Annotated in this window: 14 protein-coding genes and 1 tRNA gene; 12 read left to right on the top strand and 3 right to left on the bottom strand. The window is 67.6% G+C overall.

Annotated features, from left to right (window positions below; genetic code table 11):
* The first annotated feature begins 123 nt into the window (after positions 1-123).
* From fabD to G5B31_RS15100, 9 genes are all read left to right on the top strand, one after another.
* A complete protein-coding gene (gene fabD / locus G5B31_RS15140) occupies positions 124-1,059 on the top strand; it encodes an ACP S-malonyltransferase (RefSeq protein WP_165019032.1) in 936 nt (311 codons plus the stop codon).
* A gap of 61 nt (positions 1,060-1,120) precedes the next feature.
* Positions 1,121-1,858 carry a 3-oxoacyl-[acyl-carrier-protein] reductase gene (gene fabG, locus G5B31_RS15135; RefSeq protein WP_165019031.1) on the top strand — a complete coding sequence of 246 codons (738 nt, stop codon included), beginning with the start codon at positions 1,121-1,123 and terminating at the stop codon, positions 1,856-1,858.
* A gap of 483 nt (positions 1,859-2,341) precedes the next feature.
* Positions 2,342-2,575, top strand: coding sequence for an acyl carrier protein (locus tag G5B31_RS15130; protein WP_165019030.1), 234 nt, complete (start codon positions 2,342-2,344; stop codon positions 2,573-2,575).
* A 102-nt stretch (positions 2,576-2,677) separates the two neighbouring features.
* Positions 2,678-3,109: a PACE efflux transporter gene (locus tag G5B31_RS15125; RefSeq protein WP_165019029.1), complete on the top strand. Its 432-nt coding sequence runs from the start codon at positions 2,678-2,680 to the stop codon at positions 3,107-3,109.
* Between the two features lie 438 nt (positions 3,110-3,547).
* Positions 3,548-3,952, top strand: coding sequence for a 30S ribosomal protein S6 (gene rpsF, locus G5B31_RS15120; protein WP_165019028.1), 405 nt, complete (start codon positions 3,548-3,550; stop codon positions 3,950-3,952).
* 29 nt (positions 3,953-3,981) lie between these two features.
* Complete coding sequence (gene rpsR, locus G5B31_RS15115; RefSeq protein WP_165019027.1) at positions 3,982-4,209, top strand: 30S ribosomal protein S18; 228 nt, start codon at positions 3,982-3,984, stop codon at positions 4,207-4,209.
* A gap of 12 nt (positions 4,210-4,221) precedes the next feature.
* Positions 4,222-4,791 carry a 50S ribosomal protein L9 gene (gene rplI / locus G5B31_RS15110; protein WP_165019026.1) on the top strand — a complete coding sequence of 190 codons (570 nt, stop codon included), beginning with the start codon at positions 4,222-4,224 and terminating at the stop codon, positions 4,789-4,791.
* Positions 4,792-4,969: 178 nt separating this feature from the next.
* On the top strand, positions 4,970-5,986 hold the full coding sequence (locus G5B31_RS15105) for a GSU2403 family nucleotidyltransferase fold protein (protein WP_205911964.1): 1,017 nt from the start codon (positions 4,970-4,972) through the stop codon (positions 5,984-5,986).
* Positions 5,987-6,041: 55 nt separating this feature from the next.
* On the top strand, positions 6,042-6,995 hold the full coding sequence (locus tag G5B31_RS15100; RefSeq protein ID WP_165019024.1) for a DMT family transporter: 954 nt from the start codon (positions 6,042-6,044) through the stop codon (positions 6,993-6,995).
* Positions 6,996-7,016: 21 nt separating this feature from the next.
* Here the strand turns inward: G5B31_RS15100 and tig are convergent, their stop codons facing one another.
* Together tig and G5B31_RS15090 are read right to left on the bottom strand one after the other, a co-directional pair.
* The gene (gene tig, locus G5B31_RS15095; protein ID WP_165019023.1) at positions 7,017-8,351 is read right to left on the bottom strand and encodes a trigger factor; all 1,335 of its coding nucleotides are present in this window, start codon (positions 8,349-8,351) and stop codon (positions 7,017-7,019) included.
* 22 nt (positions 8,352-8,373) lie between these two features.
* A tRNA-Leu gene (locus tag G5B31_RS15090) sits at positions 8,374-8,458 on the bottom strand.
* A gap of 244 nt (positions 8,459-8,702) precedes the next feature.
* Between G5B31_RS15090 and G5B31_RS15085 the strand changes: the two genes are divergently transcribed.
* Complete coding sequence (locus G5B31_RS15085; RefSeq protein ID WP_165019022.1) at positions 8,703-9,185, top strand: Hint domain-containing protein; 483 nt, start codon at positions 8,703-8,705, stop codon at positions 9,183-9,185.
* A gap of 74 nt (positions 9,186-9,259) precedes the next feature.
* Here G5B31_RS15085 and G5B31_RS15080 read toward each other — a convergent pair whose 3' ends face one another.
* Positions 9,260-10,951: an NAD(P)H-hydrate dehydratase gene (locus tag G5B31_RS15080; protein WP_165019021.1), complete on the bottom strand. Its 1,692-nt coding sequence runs from the start codon at positions 10,949-10,951 to the stop codon at positions 9,260-9,262.
* Positions 10,952-11,120: 169 nt separating this feature from the next.
* On the opposite strand from G5B31_RS15080, the gene G5B31_RS15075 reads away from it, so the two are divergent.
* Together G5B31_RS15075 and glnA are read left to right on the top strand one after the other, a co-directional pair.
* The gene (locus G5B31_RS15075) at positions 11,121-11,459 is read left to right on the top strand and encodes a P-II family nitrogen regulator (protein ID WP_165019089.1); all 339 of its coding nucleotides are present in this window, start codon (positions 11,121-11,123) and stop codon (positions 11,457-11,459) included.
* A gap of 57 nt (positions 11,460-11,516) precedes the next feature.
* Complete coding sequence (glnA, locus tag G5B31_RS15070; RefSeq protein ID WP_165019020.1) at positions 11,517-12,926, top strand: type I glutamate--ammonia ligase; 1,410 nt, start codon at positions 11,517-11,519, stop codon at positions 12,924-12,926.
* Positions 12,927-12,987 lie beyond the last annotated feature (61 nt).

The raw sequence follows: 12,987 nt of genomic DNA, 5'->3' as shown, positions 1-12,987 counted from the left end.
CCGGAGGCACCGCCGCGGAGCGGGGGCTCAAGGCCCCCCGAGGCGGCTCCGGCCTTGCCGCGATTGCCCTTTCGCCGCCGCTTCGCTATGCCGGGCGAAGACAAACCGCAGGGAGGACGGCGGATGAGCCGCGCATTCGTGTTTCCGGGACAGGGCGCCCAGACCATCGGCATGGGCCGCGCGCTGGCCGAGACCTGGCCGGAGGCGAAGGCCGTCTTCGACGAGGTGGACGCCGCCCTCGGCGAGAAGCTGTCGGCGCTGGTCTGGGAAGGCGACATCGCCGATCTGACGCTGACCCGCAACGCCCAGCCGGCGCTGATGGCGACCTCGCTTGCCGCCATCGCCGCGCTGAAGGCCGAAGGGATCACGGTGGAAAGCCACGCCGCCTTCGTCGCCGGCCATTCGCTGGGCGAATATTCCGCCCTCTGCGCGGCGGGGGCGCTGAGCCTTTCCGACACCGCGCGGCTCCTCCGCATCCGCGGCGAGGCGATGCAGGAGGCGGTCCCGGTCGGCGTCGGCGCCATGGCAGCCCTCCTCGGCCTCGACTTCGAGGCGGCGAAGGCGGTGGCGGAAGAGGCGGCGCAGGGCGAGATCTGCCAGGCCGCCAACGACAACGATCCGGCGCAGGTGGTGGTCTCCGGCCACAAGGCCGCCGTCGAACGCGCGGTCGAGATCGCCAAGGCCAGGGGCGCCAGGCGGGCGCTGATGCTGCCGGTCTCCGCCCCCTTCCATTGCGCGCTGATGCAGCCCGCCGCCCACCGGATGGCCGAGGCGCTGTCGGCGGTGGTGATCTCGCGCCCCGTCGTCCCGGTGGTGGTGAACGTCCGCGCCGAGGCCGTCACCGAACCCGACCGCATCTTCGACCTGCTGGTGGCGCAGATCACCGGCTCGGTCCGCTGGCGCGAAAGCGTGCTGTGGATGGAGAAGGCGGGCGTGACCGAGTTCTGGGAGATCGGCGCCGGCAAGGCGCTGTCGGGAATGATCAAGCGCATCGTTTCCGGCGAAGCCACCCTGCGCGCCATCGGCACGCCCGAGGACGTGGCGGCGGCAAAGGGCTGAGCGGGCACGATTTTTCGCCGAAAAATCGAAGTCCCGCACGGGAAGAGACAGGAGAGAAGCCATGTTCGATCTGACAGGGAAATCCGCGCTGGTTACCGGCGCCTCGGGCGGCATCGGCGCCGACATCGCGCGGGTGCTGCATGGAGCGGGGGCGACGGTGGGCCTTTCGGGCACGCGGGTCGAGCCGCTGGAGGCGCTGGCCGCCGAGTTCGGCGGCCGCGCCCATGTGCTGCCCTGCAACCTCTCCGAGCCCTCCGAGGTCGAGGGGCTGGTGAAGCGGGCGGCGGAGGCGATGGGATCGGTCGACGTGCTGGTCAACAACGCCGGCATCACCCGCGACGGGCTGGCGATGCGGATGTCGGACGAGGACTGGCAGGCGGTGATCGACGTCAACCTGACCGCCAGCTTCCGGCTCTGCCGCGCCGCCATCCGCGGCATGATGAAGGCCCGCTGGGGCCGGATCGTCAACATCTCCTCGGTGGTCGGCACCACCGGCAACGCCGGCCAAGTGAACTATGCCGCGTCGAAGGCCGGGATGGTCGGCATGTCGAAGTCGCTGGCCGCCGAGGTGGCCAGCCGCGGCATCACGGTGAACTGCGTCGCCCCGGGCTTCATCGAGACCGCGATGACGGACAAGCTGAACGAGGCGCAGCGCAGCGCCATCCTCGGCGCGGTGCCGGCGGGCCGCATGGGCACGCCCTCCGAGATCGCTGCCGCCGTGCTCTACCTCGCCTCGCCCGAGGCCGCCTATGTCACCGGCGCCACGCTGCACGTGAACGGCGGCATGGCGATGGTGTAGGGCGGTTTCCGCGGGCGGGACGTTTCCTCGGGCGGGACAAGGCGAGGCATTGCCTCGCCGCCGCCCGTGCGCAGCGGTTACACCCGGAAACCTGTCGGCACGAGACCACAGAGGCCAGCGCCCGACCCGGCGGGCGAGAAGCGCCCGCCGAGGGCGGGGCGGGCGCTGGCCGGGCCTTGGGGGCCCGGCCGGTCCCGATTGAAATGGTGCGCTGTGGCGAAGGCGATGGCCTTCGCCATGGAACCCGACGAAAGGTGCAAGGTTGGTTCCAACCGTCGTCCTCGCCCTGCCCCAAGTCCCTCCCGGGGTGGGGGTTTCCCGCAGCGGAAGGGGAAAGCGTTTGCGTCCGGTTGCGCCTGTTGCTATAGGCGCGCACAATTCGCCGGGGAGACTCGGGACGAGTGGCCGCCAAGGGCGGACGAATGGCCCCTAGGGGTGCAAAGTCAGACCGGGGCGACCCCCCGCAAGGATAGAGGAAGAGACATGAGCGACATCGCCGATCGCGTGAAGAAGATCGTCGTCGAGCATCTGGGCGTCGAGGAAGACAAGGTGACCGAGAATGCCTCGTTCATCGACGACCTCGGGGCGGATTCGCTGGACACCGTGGAACTGGTCATGGCCTTCGAGGAAGAATTCGGCATCGAGATCCCCGATGACGCCGCCGAGACCATCCAGACCTTCGGCGATGCGGTGAAGTTCATCTCCTCGGCCGCCTGAGGCCGGCTTTCCCGCAAGGGACGGCAGGGGCGCCCTCCGGGGCGCCCTTTGCTTTTGGCGGCCCCGTTGCGGAAGCCGCCGATCCCTCCTAGCTTCGCCCGGATGGACCTCCGCCTCACCCCCGTCCGCCGCCGCATCCTCTACGCCGTGCTGTTCGAGAGCATCGGCTTGGTGATCACCACCCTCGGCCTGATGGCCTTCTCCTCCTCCGGCGCGGAAACCGCAGGAGGCGCCGCCCTCGGCTCGATGGTGATCGCTCTGGCCTGGAGCTACGTCTTCAACTGGGCCTTCGAGACCTGGGAACGCCGCCAGCCCGTCCGCGGCCGCAGCGCGAAACGCAGGCTGGTGCACGGCGCGCTGTTCGAGGCCGGGCTGCTGCTGCTGATGGTGCCCTTCCTAGCCTGGTGGATGCAGATCGGCCTGATCGAGGCGCTGGTCTACGACGCCGGCCTGCTGGCCTTCTTCGCCGTCTACACCCTCGGCTTCACCTGGGCCTTCGACCGCATCTTCGGCCTGCCCGCCTCGGCCCGCTAGGCTGGATCGGCATCCGGCTTCCTCCTGCGTCTCCTTGGCGAAGGCCATCGCCTTCGCCAAGGCACAACCGTTCCACTGGACCGGCCGGGCCCTCAAGGCCCGGCCAGCGCCCGCCCGCCCCTCGGCGGGCGCTTCACGCCCGCCCGGTCGGGCGCTGGCCTCTCGGGGTTTCCGTGCTACCATCGTCTCCGGGTGATATGTCGCGCACGGGCGGGGCGAGGCAGTGCCTCGCCTTCTCCCGCCCGGCCAGGCCGAGCCTTGCAGGAACCCGACGCCGATCGCGCCCCGTCCGCCCCTCCGCAGGGGTTGCGCCGCCCGGGAAAACCCGTATAAGGCCCCATCTTTCCGCATTGACCCATGACCGGCGATGCCTCTCGTGGACGGGCCGCGGAAAGACATGCCCGTCCGTTGAAGCCGCCCCGAGACGAAGGAACGCACATGCCGCTCTACGAGCATGTCTTCATCGCGCGCCAGGACCTGTCCAACGCGCAGGCCGAAGGCCTTGTCGAACATTTCTCCACGGTCCTCTCGGACAACGGCGGCAAGGTCGTCGAGTCCGAATACTGGGGCGTGAAGACCATGGCCTACAAGATCAACAAGAACCGCAAGGGGCATTACGCGCTCCTGAAATCCGACGCCCCCGCTGCCGCCGTGCAGGAGATGGAGCGGCTGATGCGGCTGCATGACGACGTGATGCGCGTGCTGACCATCAAGGTCGAGAAGCACGCCGAAGGCCCGTCGATCCAGATGCAGAAGCGCGACGAGCGCGAAGGCCGCGGCGACCGCGAGGATCGCGGCGACCGGGGTGACCGGGGCGGCTTCGACCGTCGCGAGCGCCGTTGATCAAACGCCTGAAGAAAGGTCCATAAGCCATGGCGAACAAACCGTTTTTCCGCCGCCGCAAGGTCTGCCCCTTCTCGGGCGACAACGCGCCTGCGATCGACTACAAGGACACCCGTCTGCTGCAGCGCTACATCTCCGAGCGCGGCAAGATCGTGCCCTCGCGCATCACCGCCGTCTCGGCCAAGAAGCAGCGTGAACTGGCCCAGGCCATCAAGCGCGGCCGCTTCCTGGCCCTGCTGCCCTACGCCGTGAAATAAGGAGCGACAGAAATGCAAGTCATCCTTCTGGAACGTGTGGCCAAGCTTGGCCAGATGGGCGAGGTCGTGAACGTCAAGGACGGCTACGCCCGCAACTTCCTCCTGCCGCAAGGCAAGGCGCTGCGCGCCAGCGAGGCCAACATCAAGTCCTTCGAGACCCGCAAGGCCCAACTCGTCGCCGAGAACCTGGAGACGAAGAAGGAAGCCGAGGCCGTCGCCGCCAAGCTGGACGGCCAGGTCTTCGTGGTGATTCGCTCCGCCTCCGACGCCGGCGCGCTGTATGGTTCGGTCACGGCGCGCGATGCCGCCGAGGCCGCGACCGAAGCGGGCTTCACCGTCGGCCGCAACCAGGTCGTGCTGATCCAGCCGATCAAGGAACTGGGCATCCACCCGGTTTCGGTGGTGCTGCACCCCGAGGTCTCGGCCACGATCCGCATGAACGTCGCCCGCTCGGCCGAAGAGGCCGAACTGCAGGCCTCGGGCAAGTCGATCCAGGAACTGGCGGCCGAAGCCGAAGCCGCGGCCGAGTTCGAGATCAGCGAGCTGTTCGACGACATCGGCGCCGCGACCGCCGAGGAGTGATCCTTCGCCCTTCGGGCGACGAGGCCGCGCCGGGGCAACCCGGCGCGGTTTTCGTTTGGGGGGTCTTGTGCAACAACCGCAGCCCGTTGTTGCACAAAGCCTTCGGCCATGTGCTACAGTCTTGACTTTTGTAGAGCATGAACGTGCCATACAAAAAATTCAAATGTAGAGCATGACCATGGCAACTCCGCTCTCCCCCATCGCGCATACCGCCTATCACGACCTGCTGCGCCTGCTGCAGGACGAGGAAGCCGCCGGGATCATCGGCCGGCCGCATCTGGCTCTGCGCAATGGCCGCGGCTACTGGTATGACATGTTCCGGCTCGGCACCGCGGTGAAGAACCGCTATCTGGGCGAGGACAGCCCGGAGATGCAGGACCGCATCGCCCGCCATCGCGATCTCGCCGAGCAGTCCCGCGCCCGCGCGGCCGAGCGCAGCCGCCTCGTCCGCCTGCTGCGGGCCGAGGGGATGATCGGCACCGACCGCAGCACCGCCAGCCTGCTGGCCGCGATGGAGCGGACCGGCGTGTTCCGGTTGGGGGGAACGCTGGTCGGCAGCCAGGCCTTCCGCCTTTACGAAGGCGAGTTGGGCCTCCGCATCGCCACCCCGGACCTGGCGCAGACCGGCGACATCGACGTCGCTTCCTTCGAGCGCCTGTCGCTGGCCCTGGGGGACCAGGTCGAACCCTCGCTGCACGACACCTTCCGCGCGCTGGACTTCGCCCCCCTGCCCTCGCTGTCCAGCAAGGCGGTCTGCCGCTGGAAACAAAGCACCAGCGGGATGCTGGTCGAATTCCTCACCCCCTCCTTCCGCGCCGAGGAGGACATCCGCGACCTGCCTGCGCTCGGCGTCTCGGCGCAGTCGCTGCATTTCCTGAACTTCCTGATCGCCCGGCCGATCAAGGCCGCGGCGCTCTACCGTTCCGGCGTGCTGGTGCAGATCCCGCGGCCCGAGGCCTATGCCATCCACAAGCTGATCGTCGCCGACCGGCGGCAGGCCGGGCCGGACCAGCTGAAGTCGCGCAAGGACCGGGCGCAAGCCGCCCTGCTGATCGAAGCGCTGGCCGAGGACCGCCCCGACGAGTTGCGCGAGGCGCAGGAGGATGCGCTGTCGCGGGGGCCCGCCTGGAGGGACCATATCGGCCGCAGCCTGCAACGGATGCCGGAAACCGCCGCCCGGCTTGCCGCGCTTTGACAGCCGATGTCGGGAACCGGCAAGATTGCCGCCCCGGCCGGGCTAGCCTGCCCCCATGCGCGCCCTCAGCCCCACCGCCACCGGAATCCTCTGCCTGCTCGCGGGCATCGCCATCTTTTCGGTGCAGGACCTGATCCTGAAACTGCTGTCCGGCGATTATCCGCTGCACCAGGCGATGGTGATCCGCAGCCTGATCGCGATGCCCTTCCTGCTCTGGATCGTCCATGCCTTCGACGGCAGCCTCGCCACCATCGCCACCCGCGGCTGGGGAAAGATGCTGGCGCGCGGCCTGCTCAACTTCGTCGCCTATACCGCCTATTACCTCGGCCTCGCCGCGCTGCCGATGGCCGAGACGGTGGCGCTGTTCTTCACCGGGCCGCTGTTCATCACCCTCTCCGCCGCGCTGCTGCTGCGCGAGAAGGTGCCGCCCGCCGCGGCGCTGGCGGTGGCGGCCGGTTTCGCCGGCGTGCTGCTGATCGTGCGCCCCGGGGCCGAGGGGCTAAGCTGGACGGTGGCGCTGCCGATCCTCGGCGCCGCGGGCTATGCGCTGTCGATGATCTCCGCCCGCGCGCTCGGCCGCACCGAATCCGCTGCCGCCATGGCGTTCTGGAGCAATGCCTGCTTCCTGATCTGCGCGCTGCTGCTGTCGGCGATCTGGGGCGGCGGCGCCTACGAGGGCACCAGCGACCCGGCTCTGGCCTTCCTGACCCGCGGCTGGGTGATGCCTTCGCTCTGGGACCTCGGGCTGATGGCGGCCTGCGGCGGCATTGCCGCGATCGGGCTGACGCTGCTGACCCAGGCCTACCGCGCCGCGCCCTCCTCCACCGTCGCCCCCTTCGAATACAGCTTCATGTTCTGGGGCGTGCTCTGGGGCTGGATCTTCTGGCACGAGATGCCGGACGCCATCGCCTGGGCAGGCATCGCGGTGATCATCGGCGCCGGCCTTTACGTCATCCGCCAGCCGGAGGCGGCAAAGGAAAAGGCCGCACCCGAAGGTGCGGCCCCCTGATTTTCGTCGAAAATCAGTTCCTTACATCTCGTCCAGCGCCTCGACGGCCTTCTGGAGCTTCTCTTTCGAGACCTCCTTCTCGGTCACCTTGGCCTGGCCGACGATATGGTCGATCACCTTGTCCTCGAAGACCGGCGCGCGCAGCTGCTGCTGCATCTGCGGGTTCTTCTGCACGAATTCGAAGAACTGCCGCTCCTGCCCCGGGTATTGCCGGGCGGCGGCCAGAACCGCCTGGGTCATCTCGGCATCGGTGACGGTGACCTCGGCAGTCTTGCCGACCTCGGCCAGCACCAGCCCCAGGCGGACGCGGCGCTCGGCCAGCTTCTTGTGCTCGTCGGTCGGCTCGATATGGGCATGGTTGTGGCCATGCTCCTCGGGATGTTCCTCATGCCAGAGCTGGTGGGCGATCTGCCCGGCCTCGGCCTCGACCAGCTTCGACGGCAGGTCGAACTTCACCATCTCGTCCAGCTGGTCCAGGAGCGCCCGCTTCAGCACCGCGCGCGAGGCGCCGGCATATTCGGCCTCCAGCCGCGAGGCGACCTGTGCCTTCAGCGCCGCCAGATCCTCGGCGCCGTATTTCTTCGCCAGCTCGTCGTCGATCTCGGACGCCTTCGGCTCCTTCACCGCCTTGACGGTGCAGGCGAAGACCGCGGCCTTGCCGGCCAGATGGGCGGCGCCGTAGTTTTCCGGGAAGGAGACGTTCACGGACACCTCGTCGCCGGCCTTGGCGCCGACCAGCTGGGCCTCGAAGCCGGGGATGAAGCTGTTCGATCCCAGCACCAGCGGATAGTCCTCGGCCGAGCCGCCCTCGAACAGCTCGCCGTCGACCGAGCCCTTGAAGTCGATCACCACCTGGTCGCCGTCCTTGGCCTTGGCGCCCTTCTTGCGGTCCTCGAAGGACTTGGCGCCCTCGGCCAGGTTGGCCAGCGCCTCGTCCACGGCCTTGTCGTCGGCCTTGACCACCAGCTTGTCCAGCTTGATCTTGGCGGCATCGAAGGCCGGGATCGGCGGCAGGTTCTCGTAGCTCATCTCGACCACGACATCCGTGCCTTCCTTCCACTCCTCGCCGTTGACCATCTTGACCTCGGGCTGCAGCGCCGGGCGGTCGCCGGTCTTCTCGAAATGGTCCTTCATGGCGCCGTCGATGGCGTCCTGCATGGCGTCGCCCAGAAGGCGCGGGCCGAACTGCTTCCTCAGGATCGCCAGCGGCACCTTGCCCTTGCGGAAGCCCTTGATCTCGACCTCGGGCTGCGCCTCCAGGAGCTTTTCCTGCACCTTGGCCTCCAGCTCCGCCGCGGTGACGGTGATGGTGTAGCCGCGCTTGAGGCCTTCGTTCAGGGTCTCGGTGACCTGCATGTTTGCGTCCTTCTGTCCTACCTGGTGCGGGTGAAGGGACTTGAACCCCCACGCCTTGCGGCGCCGGAACCTAAATCCGGTGCGTCTGCCAATTCCGCCACACCCGCATGTGCCGTTCCTGCACGAACAAGGGGACCTGCCCTCTGCCAGAGGGTCGGTCCCCGCCCGTGCCGGAAATTCCGCGCCCTTCTAACAAAGGCGAAAGGCGGATGCGAGAGGAAAATCCAAGGCAGCGCCGGCTTGGAAAACCGTCGCCGAAACCGGCGGGCGCCCGAAACTTTGCCATGATTGGACCTATTCCTGCCACAATCTGCGGCAAGAACGATGGGCAAGGATGCAGCGAGGACGCCGATGGGCAACCTGACCCAGACCTTCGACACCGCCGGGGCCGTGCAGCAGGCCGTTCCCCTGCAGGGCATCACCGCCGGCACCATGGTCCTGACGCTGGAGGGCGAGTTGCCGGTGCAGTTCCTGGCCCCCGGCGACCGGGTGATCACCCGCTCCGGGGCCCGGGTGCTGAAGGACATCCAGGTCTCGGTGCTGCAGGACGTGCAGATGGTGCGGATTTCCGCCTCCGCCCTCGGCCACGACCGGCCCGACGCCGATCTCTTCGTCGCCCCCGCCCAGCCGATCCTGGTCCGCGACTGGCGCGCCAGGGCGCTCTACGGCCAGGAGGCCGCGATGGTCGAGGCGCAGCGGCTGGCCGACGGCGACTACATCCGCAAGGAGGTGGTGGCCGAGGTCCGCCTCTTCACCCTGCGCTTCGAGCGCGAGGAAGTGCTTTACGCCGGCGGGCTGGAGCTGGCCTGCGCCCCGGTGCCGGCGCCCGTCTGAGGAATTCCTTCAAGGCTCCTGGCAGAACCTGAAAGGATCGGGGGTCGTCCGTCATGGACGCCCCCTTTTCGCCGTCACAGCCCGAGCGCCTGGAACACCTTGGGCAGCTCCTCCGGCAGATCTTCGGCGATCAGCCCGGGACCGAAGCCGCGGGCGCATTCGACATGCAACCAAGCCCCGGTGCAGGCGGCGTCGAAGGGCGGGAAGCCGCGGGCAAGCAGCCCGGCGATGAACCCCGCCAGCACATCGCCGCTGCCGGCCGTCGCCAGCCAGGGCGCGGCGCGGTCGTAATGGGCGGAGTTGATCGCGCATCGTCCCGAGGGGTCGGCGATCACGGTATCCGGCCCCTTGAACAGCACCACACACCCTGCCCGCGCCGCCGCCTCGCGGCAGGCATCCACCTTGGAATAGGCGGGGCCCGTGGTCGCGGGGGCCGCAAGTTTCCCGGCGATGTCGGGAAACAGCCGCGCGAACTCCCCGTCATGCGGGGTAAGGACGCAACGGTCATGCAGCGCGGCGAAGAGGTCGGGGGTCTGCGAGAGGATGGTCAGTGCGTCGGCATCCAACACGAGACCCCGCCCCGGGCTTGACCCGGGGCCTCCGCTTCCGCCGAGCGCCTGCGGTTGATCGAGGTCCCGGGTCAAGCCCGGGACGGGGTCGAGACCCAAAGCCGCCGCCACCAGCCCCGCCTCCCGCTCCCCGGTCCCCAGCCCCGGCCCGAGGCAGAGCGCATTGATCCGCCGGTCCTCCAGCATCCGTGCCAAGGCATCTGCATCCTGGACCGGCCGCAGCATCACCGCATCCAGCCGGGCGGCGTTCTCGGGCAGAGTATCGGGCGGGCACCCCACCGTCACCAGCCCGGCGCCGATCCTGAGCGCACCGCGGGCAGAAAGCCGGGCCGCGCCGCCATGGCCGGAGGGACCGGAGAGGATCAGGGCGTGGCCGTGGGTATATTTGTGGGAGTCGCTACGCTTGGACAATTCGGAACGCGACGCCCCGGCCAAGCGCGCAACGACCGGGGACAACCCCTCCCGCGTCCAGAAAGCGGAGAGCCACCGCCCGATTCCAATATCACAAATGACAACCTTTCGGCTGGCAACAGGCCCCATGCACAGAAGATGCCCAAGCTTCAGCGACTGAAATGTTACCGTAAGGTCGGCATATATGAAGGGAAGCGTCGGCTTATCCGTCTCCAAGGGGCTGCCGCTGTCGCTGCAAATGCCGGAGGGAATGTCGACGGAGCAGACCCGGAGCGTAGCGCGAACAGCACTGATCAAAGCCGTGGCAATATTTGCACATTCGGGAGCGAGCGCCCTTGTCAGGCCGGTCCCGAACAAAGCGTCAACCAGAAGGTCGACGCCGGCGAAATCCGGTGGAGTTTCCAGCGCACGCACCTCCCCCATCCCGCACCACCGCTCGTAATTCGCCCTTGCATCCGGCGGCAGCTTCCCGGGGTCGCCGTAGAGGAAGCCCTCCACCTGCCACCCCCGCTCGCGCAAAAGCCGCGCCACCACGAAGCCGTCGCCGCCGTTGTTGCCCGGCCCGCACAGCACCACCGCCCGCCTGCGGCCTTCCTCTTGACCCAAATACTCCGGGGTCCGGGGCAGCGCCCCGGCGGCTTCCGCCAGTTCCGGCCATTCCGCAAGGATCGCCTCCACCACCCCGCGCCCGGCGCGTTCCATCAGCTCCAGCCCGGTCACCTCGCCACTTTCGATGGCGGCCTGTTCGATGGCGCGCATCTGCGCGGCGGTCAGGAGTTCGGTCATTTTCCGGGCACCTCTTTCGCAAACCGCCCAACGGACGGGCGCATTGCACAAATTTTGGGCGGCAGTCCCGGAATCCCTCCGGCAAAGCCGCGGGAAGCAGCCTGTCACATTGCCCGCCCTCCGGGGAAGTGGTCAGAGAGGCGCAGAGATGCGCAGGAGGACCCGGGCCGTGAAGAAGATCGAGGCGATCATCAAGCCCTTCAAGCTCGACGAGGTGAAGGAGGCGCTGCAGGAGGCCGGCATCCAGGGCCTGACGGTGACCGAGATCAAGGGCTTCGGCCGCCAGAAGGGCCATACCGAGCTTTACCGCGGCGCCGAATATGTCGTGGACTTCCTGCCCAAGGTGAAGATCGAGGTCGTCCTGACCGACGACATGGTGGACGGCGCCGTCGAGGCCATCGTCACCGCCGCCCGCACCGACAAGATCGGCGACGGCAAGATCTTCGTCACCCCCGTCGAGCAGGCGATCCGGATCCGCACCGGCGAGACCGGCGACGACGCCCTCTGATCCCCTGATTTTCGTCGAAAATCAGCCCCCCGCAAACCAGAACCGAAAGGCATCACGATGAGCGCAGTCGCAAAGGCGCTGGACCTGATCAAGGAAGAGGAGATCGAATATGTCGATGTCCGCTTCACCGATCCCAAGGGCAAGCTCCAGCACGTCACCCTGGTCGCCGACCTGGTGGACGAGGACTTCTTCGAGGAAGGCTTCATGTTCGACGGCTCTTCCATCGCCGGATGGAAGTCGATCGACCAGTCCGACATGAAGCTGATGCCCGATGCGGCCAGCGTCTACATCGACCCGTTCTACGCCGAGAAGACGCTCTGCGTGCATTGCAACGTGGTGGAGCCCGACACCGGCGAGGCCTACAGCCGCTGCCCGCGCCAGACCGCGCTGAAGGCCGAGGCTTACCTGAAATCCTCCGGCATCGGCGACACCGCCTATTTCGGCCCGGAAGCCGAGTTCTTCATCTTCGACGACGTGCGCTATTCGGTGGCGCCGAACAAGGTGTCGTTCCAGCTCGACGCCGAGGATGCGGCCTGGAACACCGACGCCGCCTTCGAGGGCGGCAACCTCGCCCACCGCGCCAATTACAAGGGCGGCTACTTCCCGGTGAACCCGGTCGACACCGCGCAGGACCTGCGGTCCGAGATGCTGTCCACCATGAAGCGGATGGGCATCAAGGTGGACAAGCACCACCATGAGGTCGCCACCTGCCAGCATGAACTGGGGATGATCTTCGGCGGGCTGGTCGAGCAGGCCGACAACATCCAGAAATACAAATACGTCATCCACAATGTCGCCGCCGCCTATGGCAAGACGGTGACCTTCATGCCGAAGCCGATGAAGGGCGACAACGGCAGCGGGATGCACGTCAACATGTCGATCTGGAAGGGCGGCAAGCCCTTGTTCGCCGGCGACAAATATGCCGACCTTTCCCAGGAGGCGCTGTGGTTCATCGGCGGCATCCTGAAACATGCCAAGGCGCTGAACGCGCTGACCAACCCTTCGACCAACAGCTACAAGCGGCTGATCCCGGGCTTCGAGGCGCCGGTGCTGCGGGCCTATTCCGCCCGCAACCGCTCGGGCTGCGTCCGTATCCCGTGGACCGAATCGCCGAAGGCCAAGCGCGTCGAGGCCCGTTTCCCCGATCCGGCGGCCAACCCCTACCTGGCCTTCGCGGCGCTGATGATGGCCGGGCTCGACGGGATCAAGAACAAGATCGACCCGGGTCCCGCCTCGGACAAGGACCTCTACGACCTGCCGCCCGAGGAACTGGCGGCGATCCCGACCGTCTGCGGCTCGCTGCGCGAGGCGCTGGAGGAGCTGGAGAAGGACATGGACTTCCTGCTGGCGGGCGACGTCTTCACCCGCGACCAGCTGGAGGCCTATATCGGGCTGAAATGGGAAGAGGTCTATGCCTTCGAACATACCCCCCACCCGATCGAATACCAGATGTATTACTCCTGCTGACCCCTGCGGGAAGGCAAGGGAAAGGCCGCCTCCGGGCGGCCTTTTTCCGTTCCTCGTCAAG

The sequence above is a fragment of the Rhodobacter sp. SGA-6-6 genome (assembly GCF_011043545.1).
Taxonomy (GTDB): domain Bacteria; phylum Pseudomonadota; class Alphaproteobacteria; order Rhodobacterales; family Rhodobacteraceae; genus Pseudogemmobacter.
This window is presented reverse-complemented; position numbering and strand designations above follow the sequence as displayed.

Bases quoted from the DNA above. Each gene is read 5' to 3' on its own strand.
- tig (WP_165019023.1), bottom strand. From the start codon at position 8,351: ATGCAGGTCACCGAGACCCTGAACGAAGGCCTCAAGCGCGGCTACACC.
- G5B31_RS15125 (WP_165019029.1), top strand. From the start codon at position 2,678: ATGGACCTCCGCCTCACCCCCGTCCGCCGCCGCATCCTCTACGCCGTG.
- G5B31_RS15130 (WP_165019030.1), top strand. From the start codon at position 2,342: ATGAGCGACATCGCCGATCGCGTGAAGAAGATCGTCGTCGAGCATCTG.
- G5B31_RS15100 (WP_165019024.1), top strand. From the start codon at position 6,042: ATGCGCGCCCTCAGCCCCACCGCCACCGGAATCCTCTGCCTGCTCGCG.
- glnA (WP_165019020.1), top strand. From the start codon at position 11,517: ATGAGCGCAGTCGCAAAGGCGCTGGACCTGATCAAGGAAGAGGAGATC.
- fabD (WP_165019032.1), top strand. From the start codon at position 124: ATGAGCCGCGCATTCGTGTTTCCGGGACAGGGCGCCCAGACCATCGGC.
- rplI (WP_165019026.1), top strand. From the start codon at position 4,222: ATGCAAGTCATCCTTCTGGAACGTGTGGCCAAGCTTGGCCAGATGGGC.
- G5B31_RS15105 (WP_205911964.1), top strand. From the start codon at position 4,970: ATGGCAACTCCGCTCTCCCCCATCGCGCATACCGCCTATCACGACCTG.
- G5B31_RS15085 (WP_165019022.1), top strand. From the start codon at position 8,703: ATGGGCAACCTGACCCAGACCTTCGACACCGCCGGGGCCGTGCAGCAG.
- rpsF (WP_165019028.1), top strand. From the start codon at position 3,548: ATGCCGCTCTACGAGCATGTCTTCATCGCGCGCCAGGACCTGTCCAAC.
- rpsR (WP_165019027.1), top strand. From the start codon at position 3,982: ATGGCGAACAAACCGTTTTTCCGCCGCCGCAAGGTCTGCCCCTTCTCG.
- fabG (WP_165019031.1), top strand. From the start codon at position 1,121: ATGTTCGATCTGACAGGGAAATCCGCGCTGGTTACCGGCGCCTCGGGC.
- G5B31_RS15080 (WP_165019021.1), bottom strand. From the start codon at position 10,951: ATGACCGAACTCCTGACCGCCGCGCAGATGCGCGCCATCGAACAGGCC.